We start from the raw sequence: 18,327 nt of genomic DNA, 5'->3' as shown, positions 1-18,327 counted from the left end.
GCGGTTCACCCGCGCCCTCCTTCTGGCAGAAGAGCGGAACAAGGCCCGGCCCGCGCGAAGCGGACCGGGCCTTGTCGGGTACGGGCGATCAGGCGCCTTCGGCGGTCAGGTCGTCGTCGTCCACGTTCCGGTTGTCGTTCGTCTTCGGCCCGTTCTTCCGGGTGCGCCGCTGCGGCCGGGGCAGGGCGGTGGGGGGCGGGGGCGGGGTGGGGGAGCCGCCGCCGAGGATGAGCTCGGCGAAGGTGGCCATCGCCTCGTCCAACTGCCCGCCGATGCGCTGCTCCGACTCCTGGTTGCTCCTGCGCACCAGACCGGCCAGCGAATCGGTGTCCGGCCGGGTGGCCAAGGTCCCCTCGACCTTGGCGATCCCCTGCTCCACCACACCGGACAGCTCGCCGAGCCGCGCCGCGAAGTCGTCCTCGACCGAGTCCAGTCGCGTCGTCATGGTGTCGAGGCGGGACGTGACCTGCTCCAAGCGCTGCGCCAACGCCTCCAGCCGGTCCGTCGCGTCGACCTGCTCGCGGGTCTCGTCCAGCGCGGCGTGCAGCGCCTCGCGGGCCTCGTCCAGCTTGCCGTTCATCGTCGTGCGCGTGTCCGTCAACGACGCCGCCAGCGAGTCGCGGGTCTCGGTGAGGGTCGCGTGCAGGCCGTCGCGCGTGGTGTTGAGGTTCTCGCGCGTCTCGTCCAGCTTGCCGTGCAGGGTGTTGTTCGACTCCGTCACGGACCGCTGCAACGCCTCGCGCGTGCCGTCGAGGTGCTCGTGGACGCCCTCGTCCACCTCGTCCAGACGCCCGCGCAGCGCGGCTTCCAGCGCCTCGATGCGCTCGCGCAGCGGCCCGGTCACCGCCGCCGGCACCTGCTCGACCTTGCCGTCCTGCTTGTCCAGGTGCCCGTCGAGGTCGTCGAGGCGCTTGTGGATGTGGGAGAGCTTGTCCTCCAGCCCGTCCATCCGCCCGGCGACACCCTCGAACCGGCCCGCCACCCCGTCGAGCCGACCGTCGAGCTGCGCGAACGGCTTGGCCAGCTTGTCGACCAGGCCTTCGACGGCCCGCCCGATGCCCTGGACCGCGTTGTCCTGCGCCTCCAGCCTGGCCAGCGCCTCGTCCAGGCGCTCGGCCAGCACGCTGACCTCGTTCCGGTCGGGCAGCTCGGACAGGCGCTTGCGAACGGAACCCAGCGATTCGAGCGGGGACATCCTCGCGTGGATCTCGTCCAGTGCGTCGAAGATCTGCTGCTGTTCGCTCTCACGAATCTCCGCGGCGCGCGTGAGCATGTTGCGCATCCGATCGAAGGACATCGTGGAGTTGTTGTTCTCGTTCACGGCTCGGGTGCCTTCGTCCAGGGGAGGGGAGACCTCCGGGAGCCTAGCCAGGTTGGGGCGGTGCGCAGTAGCGCCCCCCGCCAGGGGCCGCCCGTACCGGCCTTGCGTGTAGTCCGTTCGAGTGACAACGAGCGGGCACACCTGAAGGTAACGGACGGCAGGTTCGGGAGAGCGTCGTGCGAGCATCCGCCGTGCGAGTGACTAAAGCCGTGGTAGCGGTAGCGCAAAGTTCTGCATCACGAGTGCACAACGGTGAGGAGGCACCCAAGCGAGTGGTTCTCCACACATCGCGTGACTCCGAGCTGATCATACCTTGACAAGATCATTCCGTCGCGGACCGACACGGCGTGTCACCGGTATACGGTGACGACCATGTCGACCCCGCTTACCCAGGAGGCCCTCCGCAGCGCACCCAAGGTGCTGCTGCACGACCACCTCGACGGTGGCCTCCGCCCCCAGACGGTGATCGAACTCGCCGAAGCCTGTGGCCACCAGGGCCTGCCCACCACCGACCCGGTGGCACTGGGCTCCTGGTTCCGAGACAACGCCAACTCCGGCTCGCTGGTCCGCTACCTCGAGGGCTTCGCCCACACCTGCGGCGTCATGCAGGACGAGTCCGCGCTGGTCCGCGTCGCCTCCGAAGCCGTGCAGGACCTCGCCGACGACGGCGTCGTCTACGCCGAGATCCGCTACGCCCCGGAGCTGTTCACCGAGAAGGGCCTCAGCCTGGAGCAGGCCGTCGAGGCCGTGCAGGAGGGCTTCCGCCAGGGTGAGGCCGCGTCCGGCGGTCGCATCAAGGTCGGCACGCTGCTGTGCGCGATGCGCCAGAACGACGGCTGGCAGCGCATCGCCGACCTGGTGGTCCGCTACCGGGAGGCGGGCGTGGTCGGCTTCGACATCGCCGGCCCCGAGATCGGCTTCCCGCCCAGCAAGGAGCTGTCCGCGTTCGAGTACCTGCGGCAGCAGAACGCGCACTTCACCATCCACGCCGCCGAGGCCGCGGGCGCCGAGTCGGCCTGGGAGGCCGTGCAGCTCGCGGGCGCGGAGCGGCTGGGCCACGGCGTGCGGCTGGCCGAGGACATCAAGGGCGACGAGGTCGGCCACCTCGCGGCCTACGTGCGGGACCGGCGCATCGCGCTGGAGATGTGCCCGACGTCGAACGTGCACACCGGCGCGGTGGCGTCGCTGGCCGAGCACCCGATCCGGCGGATGGCCGACCTGGGCTTCCGGGTCACCGTGAACACCGACAACCGGCTGATGAGCCAGGTGTCGATGACCGGCGAGTTCGCCACCGTGGTCGAGCACTTCGGGTTCGGCTGGGACGACCTGCGCAAGTTCACGGTCAACGCCGCCAAGGCCGCGTTCATCACGCACGACGAGCGCCGCGCCCTGATCCAGGACGTCATCGAGCCCGCGTACGCCGCCCTCCAGCAGTAGGTCTTCCAGCAGGAAGCCCGCCGGCGGCGAGCACGGCAATGCAAGAGGTCGCGGGCTCCACCGGAGCCCGCGACCTCTTGCTTCTCAGCGCCTACCGGTGCTAGTGCACCTTGAGCCGGTCCTCGAACGACGCCACGAGGTTCCGCCACGCCTGCTGCTCGTCGTCGAACGGAGCGCTGGGCGCCAACCGGGTGGGGTCGGGCTTGAGCACGTACGACACCAGCCACCCCAGCCGCTCGGACTGGTTCAGCGCCACCTTCACGGTGTCGTCGTTCGCCCACTCGCCCGCGTCCTCGAGCAGCTCCACCACCAGGTCGAGCTGCGTCGCGTCGATCCCGTCCGGGCCGTCGGCGATGTCCTCGTCCAGGCCGGTGAGCACGTAGACGTTGTCCGGGTCGACCTCGACCTCCAGGTCGCCGCCGGTCGCCTTGGTCACCAGCTCGCCCCAGGTCGAGACCTCGGCCAGGTCGTTGTCGTCGGCCTCGACGATGAACCGGGCCAACGCGCGCGGCGAGCCGAACACGTCGATCTTGCCCTTGCGGCCGAGGAACACCGGCTGGTCGTCCAGGTAGCAGCGCAGCGTGTAGTACTCGCCCGCACTGGTGATGATCTTGATCGGGTCGATGCCGACCTCGGCCCAGAACCCGACCGACTCCTCGTCCTCGTCCTCGTCGTCCTCCGACTCGGACTTGGCGACCGCCGCCGCGGCGTTGGCCTCCTCGAAGGCGGCCAACTCCTCCTGGGCGGTCTTCAGCTCGGCCTCGTCGATGTCCGGCGTGGTCACGACCTCGTCGATCGCGTCCAGCACCTCGTCCCACTTCTCGGAGACGACCTCGGCGATCTCGGTCCACAGCGCCTGGCCCTCGCGGCCGGTGAACGGCAGCGTGCCCTGCGGCAGGAGCGAGAAGCCCTCCGCCGAGTCCAGGATCTCGTGCACCTTCTCCAGGTCGCACACGTCGGCCAGCGACCGCACGATCGACACCACGTCCGCCAGCTCGCCGATGACCCACGTGTCGGGCTCCTCGGCGACCAGCTCCGGCACACCGACCAGGTCGAACTGGTGGTTGTCGTCCGGCGACAGCTCACCGACCGACAGCGCGGGCACCACGTGCCACGCCGGGTGGTCGGTCAGGTCGTGCTCTTCGGCCTTGCGCACGAACGCCGCGAGGTGCGCGGCATCCGGAAAGGCGTACAGGTCCTCCTCGTGGCCGAGGAATGCCTCCCACTCCTCGCCCTCTTCCCGCCAGCGCGGAGCCCATAGGGTGACAACATCACCCTGAGTGAGCCCCAGCTCGATCGGGACGATGTCCTGTGCCATCCGACCTCCCGGTCACGCCATGCCCCTTTGCGATGCGGGGCAAGACTACGGGGTCGATCACGCGCTACTGCCGTTGACCACGGAAAGGGTCGGCGAAGTAGTCGTCGTCGTCCGTTTCCGCGGGCTCCGGACGGGGTGCCGGCCGACCCCGCCGCTGCCCGGCCCACGGTGGCGACGGTGGGCCGGCGGGCGTCGCGGCCGTCCGCGATCGTCCTCCGGACGAGCCCTGATCGCCACGTCCGCCCTGGTCACCGGGTTGGTGCGGGGTCGGGACCGCGGCCTTGAGGGGTGGTGGACCGGCGAAGGCCTCGACCGCCATGGCCATGCTGTCGCCCAACGACTTGGCCAGCTCGTTGTAGCTCTTCCGCACGGCCGCGTCGGTCGCCAGCCGGGCCGTCTCCACGACGAGGCGGCCGACCGCGTCCGGCCCCCGGGCCAACGCGTTCGGGTGCAGGTCGAGCGCCTTCAGCTCACCCGTCGCGGTCGCCGTGGCGCGGGCCAGTCCGGTCGGGTGCTGGGCCGCGCCGGTCGTGCGGGCCAGCACGTCGGTCAGACCCTCGGCCGCCGCGAGTCGTTGCTCCTGCGTCACCGCGAACCCCTCAGGTACGAGCCGTCGAAGTCGTCGTCGTCCGGACCGCGCTCGAAGCCGATCTCGCCCAACGCCCGCACCACCGCCGGGTCCGCCACCCGTTCCACCGTCCGGTGCATCCGGGTGGCGGCGTCACGGGAGGCCCGTGCCGACACGCGCAGGATCTCGTCCGCCAGCGCCCGCGGCCCCATGGCCAACGCCCCGGGCGCGATCCTGACCTCCTGCGGCGGCCCGCCGGGCGCCGCCACGACCGTGACCGCGCCGTCCGGCGACGACGCACGCCCGCGCACCGGCCCGGTGCGCGCCACGTGCTCGGCGACCTGCCGCCCGGTGTCCGCGACCCGCCGGGCCGCCCGCTCCGTCTCGTCCACGCCCTCAGCCCGTCGGTCGGTAGAAGCCCATGAAACCCATGCCGCTGTTGCCGGTGCGGATCGGGCCCACCTGCACCGGGTCGCCCGCCTCCACCATCTGCCCGTTGCCGATCACCATCGCCACGTGCCCGTCCCACACCACGAGGTCGCCGGGCAGCAGCTGGTCCGGCGGCACGGACGCGCCCATCGCCTGCGACGACGCCGGCCGGGGGATGTCGAACCCGGCGCCCGCGTAGGCCCACTGGGTCAGGCCGCTGCAATCGGTGCCCTGCGGCGGGTTCGCGCCACCCCAGACGTACGGGGTGCCCAAGGCGGACAACGCGTTGCGCACGGCCCGTGCGGCGGTCTCGTTGGGGGCCTCGGCGGAGCTGCCGTCCGGCAGGTTCACGCCCACGCCGGTGCCGGGCTGCGGCGGGATGGCCACCGGCAGACGCGGCCCCACGGCACCTCCGCCGCCTCCTCCACCTCCGCCGCCACTACCGCCTCCGCCGCCACCACCGGTGTCACCACCACCGCCGCTGCCGCCGGTCGAAGAGGACTGGCGCCCGCCGCCGTCACCGCTCGCCGACGACGTGGACGTGGTGCCGCCGCTCTCCGCGCCCAGCGGATCGCCGAGCCCGGCGAAGTCCGGCTGCTGCAAGCCCTGCAACTGCGTGACGACGGCGGTCAGCTCGGTGCGGACCTTCTCCAGTTCTCGCCCGGTCCTGCCCTCGTAGTCACGGGCCTTGGCGGTCACCTCCGCCGCCACCGCGAGCACCGCTCCCACCCCGCCGAACACGCCCGCCGCCGCAGCCGCGGCCAGCCGGGGCCACGCCCAGCCGGTGAACTCGTCGATCAGGCCCTGGATCGCGGTCTTGCCGGACGTCACCGCGCTCACGGCGGTGGTCGCGGCCTGCTGGGTGGCCGTCGCGTTGCGCGCCAACGTGCCCACGCCGCCGGAGAAGGTCGACGCGCGAGCCTGGAACGCGTTCGCCCTCTCGCCGTACCAACTCGCCAGCGCGGAGTTCGCCGCACCCGTGTGCCTGCCGTCGATCTCGGTCAACGCCGAGGACGCCCGCCCGAACGCGTCCGCCGCGCTCGTCGCGCCGCCGGTGTCGCCGTCGAGCTTGGCCAGGTGGTCCTCCATGGGCTGGACCAGGGCCGCCAGGAAGCCTCCGACGTCCACGTCAGACCTGGGTCGCGCGGTCGAGGTCGGCGCTGTTCCGCGCCTCCTGCTCGACGTACGCCTCGCCGGCCTTCCGCACGGCCTCGGCGAACGCGGACAGCCCGGCCGACGCGGCGGCCACACCGTCCACTTGGGCCTGTGCCGCGCGCTGGAACGCCGCGCCCAACCCGACCTCGTCGCCGATCTCGCCGAAACTGCCCGCCGCCAACGACGTCGTGCCCGCCAACGTCGACGTGCCGATCGCGCCGACCTCGCTCGCCAGACCCGCGGCCGTGCCGCCGTACGCCGACAGCGCGGCGGTGTCGACGCCGAAACCCCGTTCCACCCTCGTCCCCCTTTTGGTGCCGTGCGGTGGCGATCCTGCCGCATCCGGAACCGGGTTGTGCGGCGTTCGGCGAGATCCTGCCCCGATGGGCGGTACCACGGGCGGTGTCGCTACCTGATCATGTGTACGTGGGTGTTTTGCGCCATTGGGAACGGATCGTGGCGTGGTTGGACCACCACGCCCCCTCGACCGTGTCGGCGTTCGTGCCCCCTGAGGACCACGCCGCGGTCGAGGCGCTGGCGCATGCGAGCGGGCTGGAACCGCCGGCCGACCTGCGTTCGTGGTGGGCGGTGTGCGGCGGGACGGCGAACTTGGCGTTCGCCGAGGTGCTGCCGCCGTTCTACACGCCTCTCGGTCCGTCCAACGCGCTGCGGTCGTGGCGGCTGAAGGAGCGGTTCTGGCCGGCGGACCTCGACTCGGAAGCCGGCACGCCGACCGCGGGCTTTCACCCGATGTGGTTGCCGATCGCGTTCGACGGGTGCGGTGACGCGCTGGCGGTCGACCTGCGTCCGGGTGTGCTGTGCGGGTGCGTGGTCGAGTGGGACCGGCAGGCGGGCGAGATGCTGAAGCCGGAGTGGACCAGCTTGGACGAGATGCTGGACGAGGTCGCCACCGCGCTGGAGCACCGGGGGCGGCTCGGCCACTGCGAGCCGTTGGTCACCACGGACGGCCGGCTCGGGTGGCGCACCGACTGACGGAAGATCACTCCGGCGAGTGAATCCCGGTGTCCCGGCGCGCCGCTGCCGGGGAGTTGACGTTGGCTGCTGGAGGGTTGTCGATCCTCCCCGGGAGCCGGACATGCTGATCAGGCGCGTCGGAGCAGTCGGTCTTGCCGCGGGCGTCGCCGCCCTGGCGATCGGGTGGGCGAGCCCCGGGCAGTCCGCGGCCAGGCTCCAGGCGGTGGTGAACCCGTTGCGGCCGGTCGCGCCCGGAGATGTGCACGCCGACCCGAGCCACGGGTTCCTCGTGCTGGTCGAAGGCGACGCCGGGCTGTACGAGAACGAGACCGAGGGGCCGATGGCGATCGGCGGCGACGTCCGGTTCCGCCAGTACAACGCGGGGTCCAACAACCCGGGCACGTACGCGCTGCCCGGTGACACCCAGCCGACCAGCCTCGTCATCGGCGGCGCGCCGGACTTCGCCGGGAGCACGGGCGTCCTGAGCGTGCTCGGCAACTCCTACGCCAAGATCGGCGACTTGAGCGGGGCGGACGTGCTGCCGTCCGGCGGCGTGACGTGGGTGGTGCCCGACGGCGCCGCGCCGGCCGACCAGCCCGGCATCTCGATCCAGACCTCGCAGCCCGCCGAGTCGGTCGGGGGAGCCAGTGGGTTCGACTTCGCGTCGTTGTTCGCCACGTACCGGGGGCTCAACGCGGAGATGTTCGCGTGCCCGTCGACCGTGACGTTGACGGACCAGAACGGGCAGGGGCCGTGGAACGGCACCGATCCGAACGCGACGATCGGTCTGCGGCCGGGCCAGAACGTGCTGACCCTGACGCCCGCGCAGATGACCGCCCTGGACAGCGTCAACCCGCGCAACGGCTACTCCCAGCCCGGCGTCGGGGCGTGGCTGATCATCAACGTCGAGGTGGCCGGTGACTACACCTGGGACGTGCCGAACGTGAGCTGGCAGGGCGCCGGCCCGTCGCGGCACGTGCTGTGGAACTTCACCACGTCGGGGACCATCACGCTGCCGGCGGAGTCGCCCACGGTGTGGGGCACGGTCTACGCGCCGAACGCGACCCTGGTGGACCTCAGCCCGTCCAACATCGAGGGCGCTGTGGTGGTCCGGTCGCTGGTGCACGGTGGTGAGACCGCAGGCAGCGGTGGCGAGATCCACAACGCCCCGTTCGACGACATCGTCACCACCTGCGGCACCACGCCCACCACCACGACCGAGCCGACGACCACGACCGAGCCCTCGACGACGACCCAGCCGACCACCACCACGCAGCCGACCACCACCACCGCCGAACCGACCACGACCACCGCCGGGCCAACCACGACGACCAGCGGCCCGACCACGACGGTGCCGACGACGACCACGCCAGGCCCGACCCCGTCGACCACGACGGTGCCCACCACCACCGGGGCGAGCACCACCACCGGGGCGACCACCACGACACCCGGTTCCGGCGTCGGGACCACCACCCACCCGACAGCCGTTCAACCGGGCGGCGACGACGACCAACTCGCTGACACCGGCGCCTCCGTCCGAGGCCTGCTGACGTCGGGCGTCCTGCTCGTCCTGTCCGGCGGGATCGCCCTCGCGCTCACCAGGCTCCGCGACCGCCGCAGCTGACGGCCCGGCGGTTGGTCGGCCGGGCGGTCGGTTGGACAGGTGACCCATGACCATAGGGCGTGCGAGCAGGGCATGACCCGTTCGAACGATGCGCCGCGCGACCCGTTCAGCGGCGTCTTGAGCCCGGCCTGACCGGGTATCCGCAGCCATGACCAGCTACGAGTACCAGGCGCCGGTCGAGATGTCGGCCCGGGAGCTGTTCGAGTTCCTGGCACGTCCCGAGAGCCTGCCCCAGCACCTGCCGGGACTGTCCACCTCGACCCCGCGCATCGACCACGACCGCCGCAGCGTCTCGTGGGAGGAGAACCGCTACCGGGGCGAGCTGACGGTCGTCGACGACGGCGCGGGGCGCAGCCAAGTTTCGATCGCGGTGGAAACCGACGAGCCCGGTGACGTGCGCCGGGACCTGGAGGAGGCGGTCGCGGCGATCTCGCACCGGGCGACGGCCGAGGCCGAGCTGAACGCCGCCGACAACGGCAACGCCTGGTATTGATGTGACTTGAATCACTTCGGCGTGAGAACCTCCACGGCGGGCGCGGCGTCTTGCCGGGTGTGAACGAGGAGCAGCTGGTCCGCGCGGTGGCCCGTGGCGACCGTGCCGCGTTCGAAGAGCTGTACCGCCGAACGTCCCCGTGGCTGGCGGTGCGCCTGCGCCGCCGGTGCGCGGACGAGCAGGTCGTCGCCGAGGTCATGCAGGAGACGTACCTGGCCGTGTGGCGGGCGGCGGGGTCGTTCGCGGGCGCGGCGGTCGACGGCACGGCGGTCGGCTGGCTGTGGACGATCGCGGCCCGCCGGCTGGTCGACGCGTTCCGCCGCCGCGCGCACCAGGCCCGGCCGGTGCCGGTCGTCGGGACCGCGCCCGCCGCCGAGGACGAGGTGCTGGCGGGGACGTTGAGCGACGACGTCGGCGGCGCGTTGCGCGACCTGGCGCCCGAGCTGCGACAAGTGCTCCAGGCGATGGTGCTGGACGGGCTGAGCGTGCGGGAGACCGCGGTGCTGCTCGGGGTGCCGGAGGGCACCGTCAAGACCCGCGCGAGGCGGGCTCGGATCGCGATGCGGGAGGCACTGTCATGAGCGAGCACGCGTCCGCCGAGTTGATCGCCCGCTACGCGTCGGGCGACGACCTGCCCGCTGACCGGTTGTGGTCGGTCGAAGCGCACCTGGAGACCTGCGAGCTGTGCCGGCTGCGACTGGCTGATGTGGCTCCACCGCAGGTCACGGCGTTGACCGAAGCCGTGTGGGCGGGGTTGGAGCCGACCGGCACACCGGTGCGCGGACGTGGTCGGTTCGCGCGGTGGGCGACGCCGGCGTTCCTGCCGTGGCTGGCCATGACCGCGTTCGTGGTGTTGGCGGCCCTGTCGCTGGAAGGGCTGCTCCAGTCGGGCTCGGTGTCGTCCGCCGTCTTGCTGATCGCGCCGATCGTGCCGGTGCTGGGCGTGGCCGCGGCCTGGTCGCGGGCCATGGACCCGGCCTACGAACTGGTCGTGTCGACCGCGCGGGCCGGTCTGCGACTCGTGCTGCGCCGGACGGTCGTGGTGCTGGTGGCGGTGCTGCCCGCGTTGCTGGTGGGCGGCTGGCTGGCCGGCGCGTCACCCGCGTACTGGCTGCTGCCGTGCCTGGGTGTCACGTCCGCGACGCTCGCGCTCGGCGGCGTGATCGGGATTCGCCGGGCCGCCGTCGCCACCGCCGCCACGTGGGCGGTGCTGGTGATCGGCCCGGCAGTGGTGCTCGGCGGTGTGCCCGGCGTGCTCGCGCCCGGTGCGTCGCCCGCGTGGGCGGCGGTGCTCGTCGGGGGCGCCGCCGCCGTGTTCTTCAGGTCCGCGGCCTACGCGCGACTGTGACGGAGGTAGGGGACGTGGCACGTGCGGTGAACGCGGCGGAAGTCGCGCCGACGAAGTACGCCTGGCAGGTCAAGGCGGAGGGCCTGCGCGTGCGTGCGGGCCGGACGATGGCGGTGGACGGGCTCGACCTGCGGCTGGGCCGCGGAGTGCACGGGCTGCTCGGCCCGAACGGCGCGGGCAAGACCACGCTGATCCGGTCGTTGGCGACGGTGCTGCGGCCCGTGTCCGGGACGTTGGAGGTGCTCGGCTCGCCGGTGTCCGGCCAGGTCGACCTGCGCGGGCTGCGCCGGTCGCTCGGGTACCTGCCGCAGGACTTCGGCTACTACAAGCGGTTCACCGTGCGGGAGTTCGTCGAGTACATGGCGTGGCTCAAGGAGATGCCCAAGCGGGACATCCCCGGCGCGGTGCAGCGTGCCGTCGAACGGGTCGGCCTGGCCGACCGCGCGGACCACCGGATGAAGACGCTGTCCGGCGGCATGGTGCGGCGGGCCGGTATCGCGCAGGCCATCGTGAACGACCCCGAGGTGCTGCTGCTGGACGAGCCGACCGCCGGGCTCGACCCCGGTCAACGGGTCCGGTTCCGGGAGCTGGTGCAGGAGTTGGGCTCCGACTCGTGCGTGGTCGTGTCGACGCACCTGGTCGAGGACGTCGCGGCGGCCTGCACGGACGTGGTGCTGGTCGACGCCGGTCGGCTCGTGTTCCAGGGCACGCCGGACGACCTGGCCGCCGCCGGTGGACCGGACCACGTCGGCGACAGCCCGCTGGAACGCGGGTACTCGGCCCTGCTCGGTGAGGCTGGTGGCTGGTGAGGGTCCTCGGGATCGAGTTGAAGCGGACCACCGCGCTGCTGGTCGGTGCGCTGGTCGCCGTGGTGATGCTGGGGCTGCTGACCTGGGGGCCGTCGACGAAGGTCAGCACGGCGTGGACCCGGCAGTGGACGACGTTGGCCGAGTGGATCCGGTTCATGCTGGTGTTCTCGTGGCCGCTGGTGCTCGGCGCGGGTGCGTTGCAGGGGTTGCGGGACCGGCGGTCCGGGGTGGAGGAGCTGTTCGCGTCCACGCCGCGGCCGCGTGCGCAGCGGGTGGGGTGGACGCTCGGCGCGCTGGCGGTCGGGGTGGTCGGTGGGTACGCGCTGGTGTTCGCGGTCGGTGCGGTGCAGGTGCCTTCGGCGACGGACTACTTCCACCGGGGCTGGGTGCCGGCCGCGCTGGTGGGCGCGTTGGCGCTGGTCGCGGCGGCGTGGTTGGGCGTCGGGTTGGGCCGGCTCGTGCCGTCGCCGTTGGTGCCGCCCGTGGTGGCGGTCGGCGGGCTGGCCCTGACGTCGCTCGGGGTGGGGCAGCCGGGGGACGGCCTGCCGTGGACCGCGTTGCTGCCGTCGCTGCCGTTCCCGAGGTCGGTGTTCGCGTCGGTGGCCGGTTCGGTGAGCGCGGTGCAGGCGGTGTGGTTCGTCGGGGTGGCGCTGACGGGGTTCCTGCTGGTGGCGCTGCGGCGTCGGTGGCCGGCGGTGCTGCCGGTGCTGGTGGCGGGCGCTGTCGCCGTGCCGCTGCTGCCCGCCACGGCGGAGGAGGCGATCTCACCTGATCCGGTGGCCGCTGAACTCGTGTGCGCGGAGCAGTTGTGCCTGATGCGAGCGCACGAGCACGAGCGGGCGGCGTTGGCGGGGCCGGCCCGCGAGGCGTTGCGGTTGCTGGCGAAGCTGCCCTCGCCGCCGACGTCGGTGCGGGAAGTGGTGGGGACGAAGACGGGCGTGGTGCAGCTCGAAGGGCGCGGCCCGGAGCCCACGGACGCCGTGTGGCTCGACTTGGACGAGTTCACGTACTTCCGCCGAGTGCCGCCGACGCCTGAGCAGGTGACGAGGTACATGCTCGCCGGCGCGGGCACGCGGACGTGCTACGGCGATCTCATCCCGGAGTCCGTGGCACGCGAGGTGGCCGCGCGCACGGTGATGACGTCGTGGCTGACCGGTCGCCTGGAGCCGCTGCCGCTGTACCGGGCCTGGTTGGGCGAGGAGGTCGACGCGCTGGCCTGGAAGGCTTGGGCGGAGCTGCGCGCACTCCCCGAAGCCACTCAGACGGCCCGCGTCCAAGCGGCGCGAGAGGTCCAAGCCGCGTGCAGCGGCGACGCCCTCACCGCCCTGACCTCATGACCCCCGTGAGTCCTCCGTTCAGGACGCGCGAGTCCTCCGTTCGGAACACCCGAGTTCAACGCTCAGGACGGGGTGCGGCGTGACCCGGTGGTTGCTGCTCTACGCGCGTTCGCGGCAGGTTCCGGTGACGGCGGCCGTCGTGACGGCGGTCGTCACCGGGCTTGCCGCCCTCGCCCCGGTCGACGGCGGCCCGCAGTTCGCCGCCTTCGCCGCGGCCATCGGGGTCGCCGCCCTCGGGACCGGCCTCGGCGGGCACGACCGGGCGCTCGACCGCACGGCCGCGTTCGGCTGGCCGCCCCGCCGGGCCGCGCACCTGCTGCTCGGCGGCGCGCTCGTCACGGGGCTCCTGCTCGCCGCCGACGTGGTCGCCGACCCGATCGCACCGGACGCGTTCGTGCTCCGGGACGTCGTCGGACTCGGCGGCCTGGCCGCACTGGGCGCGCTGCTCCTCGGCTCACGCGCCGCGTGGGTGTTGCCGATCGGCTGGACCGGCATGACGCTCGTCGTCCCACCCGGGCACGACCACTGGCTCAGCCGCCTGCTGAGCTGGCCGGTGCAACCGACCGGCACGACCTCGGCCACCATCACCGCGATCGTGCTCGGCTGCACCGGCCTGCTCGGCTACAGCGTGTTCGGCTGCCGCCGCTGAACCGGTCAGACGCCCATCGGGTGCCAGACCGTCTTCGTCTCCAGGAACGCCCGCAACCGGCCCAGGTCCGGCTCACGGGTGAAGTCCTCCGAGGGCCGCGTCCGCAGCACGCGCTTCACCGTCCCGGCCGCCGTCCGCTCCAGGTCCGCCCGCGTCGCCTCCGGCGCACCGGTCAGGTCCAGGGCGTTCACGTCACCGTGCGAAGCCAGCCACGGCGCGATCTCCGCCGTACGCCCGGTCAGCACGTTCACCACGCCACCGGGCAGGTCGGACGTGGCCAGCACCTCCGACAACGTCACCGCCGGCAACGGCCGGTCCTGCGAGCTGACGACCACCGCCGTGTTGCCGGTCGCGATCACCGGCGCCACCGCGCTGATCAGCCCCAGCAGCGACGACTGCTGCGGCGCGAGCACCGCGACCACACCCGTGGGCTCCGGCATCGAGAACGAGAAGTACGGCCCCGCCACCGGGTTCGTCCCGCCCAGCACGGTGGCCACCTTGTCGGTCCACCCCGCGTACCAGACCCACCGGTCGATCGCCGCGTCCACCAGCGACTGCGCCTTCTTCACCGCGACGCCCTCGCACGCGGCCACCTCGGCGACGAACTGGTCCCGGCGGCCCTCCAGCACCTCGGCCACCCGGTACAGCACCTGCCCGCGGTTGTACGCCGTGGCTCCGGACCAGCCCGGGAACGCCTTGCGCGCCGCCACGACCGCGTCCCGGGCGTCCTTGCGCGACCCCTGCGCCGCGTTGGCCAGGAACGCGCCCTTCGCGTCGACCACCGGGTACGACCGGCCGGACTCGGAACGCGGGAACGCGCCGCCGATGTACAGCTTGTACGTCTTCGCGACCGAGATCCGGTTCTCGGCCTTGCCGAGCGAAATCCGATCAGACATCGAGGTACGCCTCCAGCCCGGTGCGACCGCCCTCGCGGCCGAAGCCCGACTCCTGGTAGCCGCCGAACGGGGCGGTCGGGTCGAAGCGGTTGAACGTGTTGGCCCACACCACGCCGGCGCGCATCTTCTGCGCCGCCCACAGGATGCGCGACCCCTTCTCGGTCCAGATGCCGGCGGACAGCCCGTACGGCGTGTTGTTCGCCTTGGCCACCGCCTCGTCCGGCGTGCGGAACGTGAGCACCGACAGCACCGGCCCGAAGATCTCCTCGCGGGCGATCCGCATCGCCTGCGACACGTTCGAGAACACGGTCGGCGCGAAGTAGAAGCCCTTGTCCGGCAACGGGCACGCGGACGTCCAGCGCTCCGCGCCCTCGGCGTCACCCGACTCGACCAGCTGCTGGATCTTGGCCAGCTGCTCGCGCGAGTTGATCGCGCCGACGTCCGTGTTCTTGTCCAGCGGGTCGCCGACGCGCAGCGTGGAGATGCGCACGCGCAGCTTCTCCAGCAGCTCCTCGGCCACCGACTCCTGCACCAGCAGCCGGGAACCCGCGCAGCACACGTGGCCCTGGTTGAAGAAGATGCCGTTGACGATGCCCTCGACCGCCTGGTCCAGCGGCGCGTCGTCGAACACGATGTTCGCGGCCTTGCCGCCCAGCTCCAGCGTGAGCTTGCGGCCGGTGCCCGCGAGCTGCCGCTGGATGAGCTTGCCGACCTCGGTCGACCCGGTGAACGCGACCTTGTCCACGTCCGGGTGCGAGGTGACAGCAGCGCCGACGTCACCCGCTCCGGGAAGGATGTTGACCACACCGGGCGGCAGGTCGGCCTGCTGGATGATCTCCGCCAGCACCAGCGCGGTCAGCGGCGTCGTCTCGGCGGGCTTGAGCACCACCGTGTTGCCGCACGCCAGCGCGGGCGCGATCTTCCACGCGGCCATCAGCAGCGGGAAGTTCCACGGGATCACCTGGCCAGCGACGCCCAGCGGCTTCGGGTCCGGGCCGTAGCCGGCGTAGCCGAGCTTGTCCGCCCAACCCGCGTGGTAGAAGAAGTGCGCGGCGGCCGTGGGCACGTCCACGTCACGCGATTCCTTGATCGGCTTGCCGTTGTCCAGGCTTTCGAGGACGGCGAGCTCACGACCGCGTTCCTGGATCAGCCGGGCGATCCGGAAGATGTACTTGGCGCGCTCCGAGCCGGGCATCTTGCCCCAGACCCGGTCGTAGGCGCGGCGGGCCGCCTTCACTGCCTTGTCCACGTCCGCCGGCGCGGCGGTGCTGACCTCGGCCAGCACCTCTTCCGTGCCGGGGTTGACGGTCTTGAGCGGTTCACCGGCGCCTTCGACGAACTGGCCGTCGACGAACATCCGGTAGTTCGGCTTGAGGTTCGCGATGTCCCGCGATTCTGGCGCGGGAGCGTATTCCCACATGGTCAGTCCACCGTCACGTAATCGGGGCCGCTGTAGTGGCCCTCCAACTGGGTGCGCCGCTGCATCAGCAGGTCGTTGAGCAGCGTGGAGGCGCCGAAGCGGAACAGGTCTGCGGTCAGCCACTCCGGCCCCGCGACCTCGTGCACCGCGACCAGGTACTTGATCGCGTCCTTGGTCGTGCGGATGCCGCCGGCCGGCTTCACGCCTCTGAACTCGCCCGTCTGGGTGTGCCAGTCGCGGACGGCTTGCAGCATCACGTGCGTGACGGGCAGCGTCGCGGCGGGGGACACCTTGCCGGTGGAGGTCTTGATGAAGTCGCCTCCCGCGAGCAGGCCCAGCCACGACGCGCGCCGCACGTTGTCGTAGGTGGCGAGTTCGCCGGTCTCCAGGATGATCTTGAGGTGCGCGTCCCGGCAGGCGTGCTTGACCTGCACGATCTCGTCGAACACCTGGCCGTACCGGCCGGACAGGAACGCGCCCCGGTCGATCACCATGTCGATCTCGGTGGCGCCCGCGTCGACGGCGTAGGCGGTGTCCTCCAGCTTCACCTTCAGGCTCGACCGGCCGGACGGGAACGCGGTGGCGACGCTGGCGATGTTGATGCCGGTGCCCGCGAGTTCCTTGACCGCCGTCCCGACCATGTCGGGGTAGACGCAGAGTGCGGCGACCTTGGGCACGTCCGGGCGTTCCGGGTCGGGTCGGCGGGCCTTCGCGGCCAGCGACCGGACCTTGCCGTGGGTGTCCGCGCCTTCGAGCGTGGTCAGGTCGACCATGCTGATGGCGGTGTCGATGGCCCACATCTTGCCGGCCTTCTTGATGCTGCGGGTGCCCAGACCTGCCGCGCGCTGTTCGACGCCGACTTGGTCCACACCGGGCAGTCCGTGCAGGAACCGGCGCAGCGACGCGTCGTCGCGGACGGCGTCCGCGAGCGCCGGGGGCAGCGACGGCGATGTCGATGGAGCAGCCATGTCGCCGAGTCTAGGCGGAATGGGACGGCCGTCCTAAGTGAGTGGCTTCGGCCTGGTCAGCGGTACTACGGGCAGCGGGGGGTCACCCGGAACGGCGAGGTCGTCAGCCGACGCGACGGGGTTTCGCGACCTCTTCCTCGACCGCCCGCACGTTGGCGAGCAGCGGCACCGTGACCTTGGCGCACGCCGGCTCGCCGCAGCCACGAGCCGCCTCTGACCCGACTCCGCCGCCGTCCGAGCCCTGCCAACCGAGCCGTGCCCACCGTGCCCAGGTGGTCGACGTGCACCGAGCGGCCAATCACCCGCACCGATGTCCCCGACCTCACGGGTCAGGAGAATCAGCCCTCAAGCTGGTCCCGCTTCTGGCCCTTGATCTTCTTTTTCTTCGGCCGCTTCACCTCGACCGCGCCCATCATCGCGAAACCCATGATCCGCACGACCGGTCCACCCGGGATGGTCGGCGCGCCCTTGTGCGTGACGTCCTCGAAAGCGCCCATGAAGCCGATGCCCTCGACCCGCACGGTGATGTCCTCCGGCACGATGATCTCCACCCCGCCCATCAGGGCGTAGGCGTGGATCGTCGTCTCGCCCTGCGCGAACCGGGCCTTCGTCAGGTCGAGCTCGACACCGCCCATGATCGCCACCGCCGTGTGCGTCGGCGGCACGACCCACTCGCCCTTGCGCTCCACGCCCGACCAGAAGGCGAAGGAGACCGAGGAGCCGGGCGTTCCGCCGATGCGCGAAGACGGCAAGTTGTGCTGGACGGTCGCCGGCAGCACGGTCGGTGTCGGCACGCCGAGGTCGGCGGTCAGGGGCACGAGTTCGCCGTACGTCTTGGCCGCGTACAGCGCGCTCAGGCGTTCGTCCAGCTCGTGGAGGTCCAGCCGGCCTTCGCCGTGCGCCTGCTGGAGCACCTTGGCGACCTTTTCTCGGTCGTCGTCCGAGGCACGCATCTGACGGGGGTCCGGCACCAGCTCGTCGCTCACAGACGTGAGTCTAGGAGGGTGCCCGCTGTTTGGTCAGGCTCCGGTGGCGACGAGCACGAGTTCCCCGGATCCCCGGTCGAGGTAGGCGTCCGCACGCCAGTCCTCGTGCTGGACAGCGGCGTCGGGCTTCTCGCCGGTGGCGGTGGGCGAGTGGGCCGAGACCAGCCGCTCGACCTCCGCCGGGTCCAGCGTCACCACTGCGTCGATCCAGTAAGTGGACGGGCCGGGACGTCCGGGCGTCAGAACGTGCCGGACATCCACCGTGCGTCGGTGGCGGTGGCGAGCGTGGGGAACCGCTTCACCAGCGGTTCCAGGTCCGTGCGCAGCTCGCCGGTGCCTGATCTGGCCGCCGGCTGGGACGCCTGTTCCTGGCACCCCGCCAGCGCCACTGCCGCCAACAGGACGACCGTGAGCACACGGCTCACCGGGTGAAGGTGGACCAATCGACCTTGCCGACGAGCAGGACCGGGCCGTCGGGGTTCTTCGAATCGCGGACGGCCACGCGGTCGGCGACTTGGGCGATCTCGACGCAGTTCGCCTGACTGCTGCTGCGGCTGCTCTTGCGCCAGTTCGCGTTGGTGAGGTCCATGGAGT

General features: G+C 71.8%; 22 protein-coding genes. 9 read left to right on the top strand and 13 right to left on the bottom strand.

Annotated features, from left to right (window positions below):
• Positions 1-88: 88 nt before the first annotated feature.
• Positions 89-1,297: a hypothetical protein gene (locus tag ACRAKI_RS32825; protein ID WP_447004363.1), complete on the bottom strand. Its 1,209-nt coding sequence runs from the start codon at positions 1,295-1,297 to the stop codon at positions 89-91.
• Positions 1,298-1,693: 396 nt separating this feature from the next.
• On the opposite strand from ACRAKI_RS32825, the gene ACRAKI_RS32820 reads away from it, so the two are divergent.
• Positions 1,694-2,758 carry an adenosine deaminase gene (locus ACRAKI_RS32820; protein ID WP_447004362.1) on the top strand — a complete coding sequence of 355 codons (1,065 nt, stop codon included), beginning with the start codon at positions 1,694-1,696 and terminating at the stop codon, positions 2,756-2,758.
• 100 nt (positions 2,759-2,858) lie between these two features.
• On the opposite strand, the gene ACRAKI_RS32815 is transcribed toward ACRAKI_RS32820, so the two are convergent.
• The 5 genes from ACRAKI_RS32815 to ACRAKI_RS32795 all read right to left on the bottom strand — a co-directional run bounded on the left by ACRAKI_RS32815 (position 2,859) and on the right by ACRAKI_RS32795 (position 6,526).
• Positions 2,859-4,076 carry a primosomal protein gene (locus ACRAKI_RS32815; RefSeq protein ID WP_447004361.1) on the bottom strand — a complete coding sequence of 406 codons (1,218 nt, stop codon included), beginning with the start codon at positions 4,074-4,076 and terminating at the stop codon, positions 2,859-2,861.
• Positions 4,077-4,140: 64 nt separating this feature from the next.
• Positions 4,141-4,665, bottom strand: coding sequence for a hypothetical protein (locus ACRAKI_RS32810; RefSeq protein WP_447004360.1), 525 nt, complete (start codon positions 4,663-4,665; stop codon positions 4,141-4,143).
• Positions 4,662-5,036, bottom strand: a complete 375-nt coding sequence (locus ACRAKI_RS32805; RefSeq protein WP_447004359.1) for a YbaB/EbfC family nucleoid-associated protein — start codon at positions 5,034-5,036, stop codon at positions 4,662-4,664. Before ACRAKI_RS32805 ends, ACRAKI_RS32810 begins: the two co-directional genes overlap by 4 nt.
• A gap of 4 nt (positions 5,037-5,040) precedes the next feature.
• On the bottom strand, positions 5,041-6,201 hold the full coding sequence (locus ACRAKI_RS32800; protein ID WP_447004358.1) for a C40 family peptidase: 1,161 nt from the start codon (positions 6,199-6,201) through the stop codon (positions 5,041-5,043).
• Position 6,202: 1 nt separating this feature from the next.
• A complete protein-coding gene (locus ACRAKI_RS32795; RefSeq protein ID WP_447004357.1) occupies positions 6,203-6,526 on the bottom strand; it encodes a hypothetical protein in 324 nt (107 codons plus the stop codon).
• A gap of 158 nt (positions 6,527-6,684) precedes the next feature.
• On the opposite strand from ACRAKI_RS32795, the gene ACRAKI_RS32790 reads away from it, so the two are divergent.
• From ACRAKI_RS32790 to ACRAKI_RS32755, 8 genes are all read left to right on the top strand, one after another.
• A complete protein-coding gene (locus ACRAKI_RS32790; RefSeq protein ID WP_447004356.1) occupies positions 6,685-7,221 on the top strand; it encodes an SMI1/KNR4 family protein in 537 nt (178 codons plus the stop codon).
• 103 nt (positions 7,222-7,324) lie between these two features.
• On the top strand, positions 7,325-8,827 hold the full coding sequence (locus tag ACRAKI_RS32785) for a collagen-binding domain-containing protein (RefSeq protein ID WP_447004355.1): 1,503 nt from the start codon (positions 7,325-7,327) through the stop codon (positions 8,825-8,827).
• A 148-nt stretch (positions 8,828-8,975) separates the two neighbouring features.
• Positions 8,976-9,320, top strand: a complete 345-nt coding sequence (locus ACRAKI_RS32780; protein ID WP_447004354.1) for an SRPBCC family protein — start codon at positions 8,976-8,978, stop codon at positions 9,318-9,320.
• A gap of 59 nt (positions 9,321-9,379) precedes the next feature.
• The gene (locus ACRAKI_RS32775; RefSeq protein ID WP_447004353.1) at positions 9,380-9,901 is read left to right on the top strand and encodes an RNA polymerase sigma factor; all 522 of its coding nucleotides are present in this window, start codon (positions 9,380-9,382) and stop codon (positions 9,899-9,901) included.
• On the top strand, positions 9,898-10,668 hold the full coding sequence (locus ACRAKI_RS32770) for a zf-HC2 domain-containing protein (protein WP_447004352.1): 771 nt from the start codon (positions 9,898-9,900) through the stop codon (positions 10,666-10,668). The genes ACRAKI_RS32775 and ACRAKI_RS32770 overlap by 4 nt, the downstream gene beginning before the upstream one ends.
• 14 nt (positions 10,669-10,682) lie before the next feature.
• Positions 10,683-11,477: an ABC transporter ATP-binding protein gene (locus tag ACRAKI_RS32765; protein WP_447004351.1), complete on the top strand. Its 795-nt coding sequence runs from the start codon at positions 10,683-10,685 to the stop codon at positions 11,475-11,477.
• A complete protein-coding gene (locus ACRAKI_RS32760) occupies positions 11,474-12,814 on the top strand; it encodes a hypothetical protein (RefSeq protein WP_447004350.1) in 1,341 nt (446 codons plus the stop codon). Before ACRAKI_RS32765 ends, ACRAKI_RS32760 begins: the two co-directional genes overlap by 4 nt.
• A gap of 79 nt (positions 12,815-12,893) precedes the next feature.
• Entirely contained in the window at positions 12,894-13,463 is a 570-nt protein-coding gene (locus ACRAKI_RS32755) for a hypothetical protein (RefSeq protein WP_447004349.1), read from the top strand.
• Between the two features lie 5 nt (positions 13,464-13,468).
• Here ACRAKI_RS32755 and ACRAKI_RS32750 read toward each other — a convergent pair whose 3' ends face one another.
• From ACRAKI_RS32750 to ACRAKI_RS32720, 7 genes are all read right to left on the bottom strand, one after another.
• Positions 13,469-14,359: an aldehyde dehydrogenase family protein gene (locus ACRAKI_RS32750; protein WP_447004348.1), complete on the bottom strand. Its 891-nt coding sequence runs from the start codon at positions 14,357-14,359 to the stop codon at positions 13,469-13,471.
• On the bottom strand, positions 14,352-15,785 hold the full coding sequence (locus ACRAKI_RS32745; RefSeq protein WP_447008584.1) for an aldehyde dehydrogenase family protein: 1,434 nt from the start codon (positions 15,783-15,785) through the stop codon (positions 14,352-14,354). The genes ACRAKI_RS32750 and ACRAKI_RS32745 overlap by 8 nt, the downstream gene beginning before the upstream one ends.
• The gene (deoC, locus tag ACRAKI_RS32740; RefSeq protein ID WP_447004347.1) at positions 15,782-16,747 is read right to left on the bottom strand and encodes a deoxyribose-phosphate aldolase; all 966 of its coding nucleotides are present in this window, start codon (positions 16,745-16,747) and stop codon (positions 15,782-15,784) included. The genes ACRAKI_RS32745 and deoC overlap by 4 nt, the downstream gene beginning before the upstream one ends.
• Before the next feature lie 338 nt (positions 16,748-17,085).
• A complete protein-coding gene (locus tag ACRAKI_RS32735) occupies positions 17,086-17,733 on the bottom strand; it encodes a DUF1707 SHOCT-like domain-containing protein (RefSeq protein ID WP_447004346.1) in 648 nt (215 codons plus the stop codon).
• Between the two features lie 33 nt (positions 17,734-17,766).
• Entirely contained in the window at positions 17,767-17,928 is a 162-nt protein-coding gene (locus ACRAKI_RS32730; RefSeq protein WP_447004345.1) for a hypothetical protein, read from the bottom strand.
• A gap of 44 nt (positions 17,929-17,972) precedes the next feature.
• Complete coding sequence (locus ACRAKI_RS32725) at positions 17,973-18,158, bottom strand: hypothetical protein (RefSeq protein WP_447004344.1); 186 nt, start codon at positions 18,156-18,158, stop codon at positions 17,973-17,975.
• Positions 18,155-18,322, bottom strand: coding sequence for a DUF397 domain-containing protein (locus ACRAKI_RS32720; RefSeq protein ID WP_447004343.1), 168 nt, complete (start codon positions 18,320-18,322; stop codon positions 18,155-18,157). Before ACRAKI_RS32720 ends, ACRAKI_RS32725 begins: the two co-directional genes overlap by 4 nt.
• Positions 18,323-18,327 lie beyond the last annotated feature (5 nt).

This window comes from Saccharothrix isguenensis, from assembly GCF_052936305.1.
This window is presented reverse-complemented; position numbering and strand designations above follow the sequence as displayed.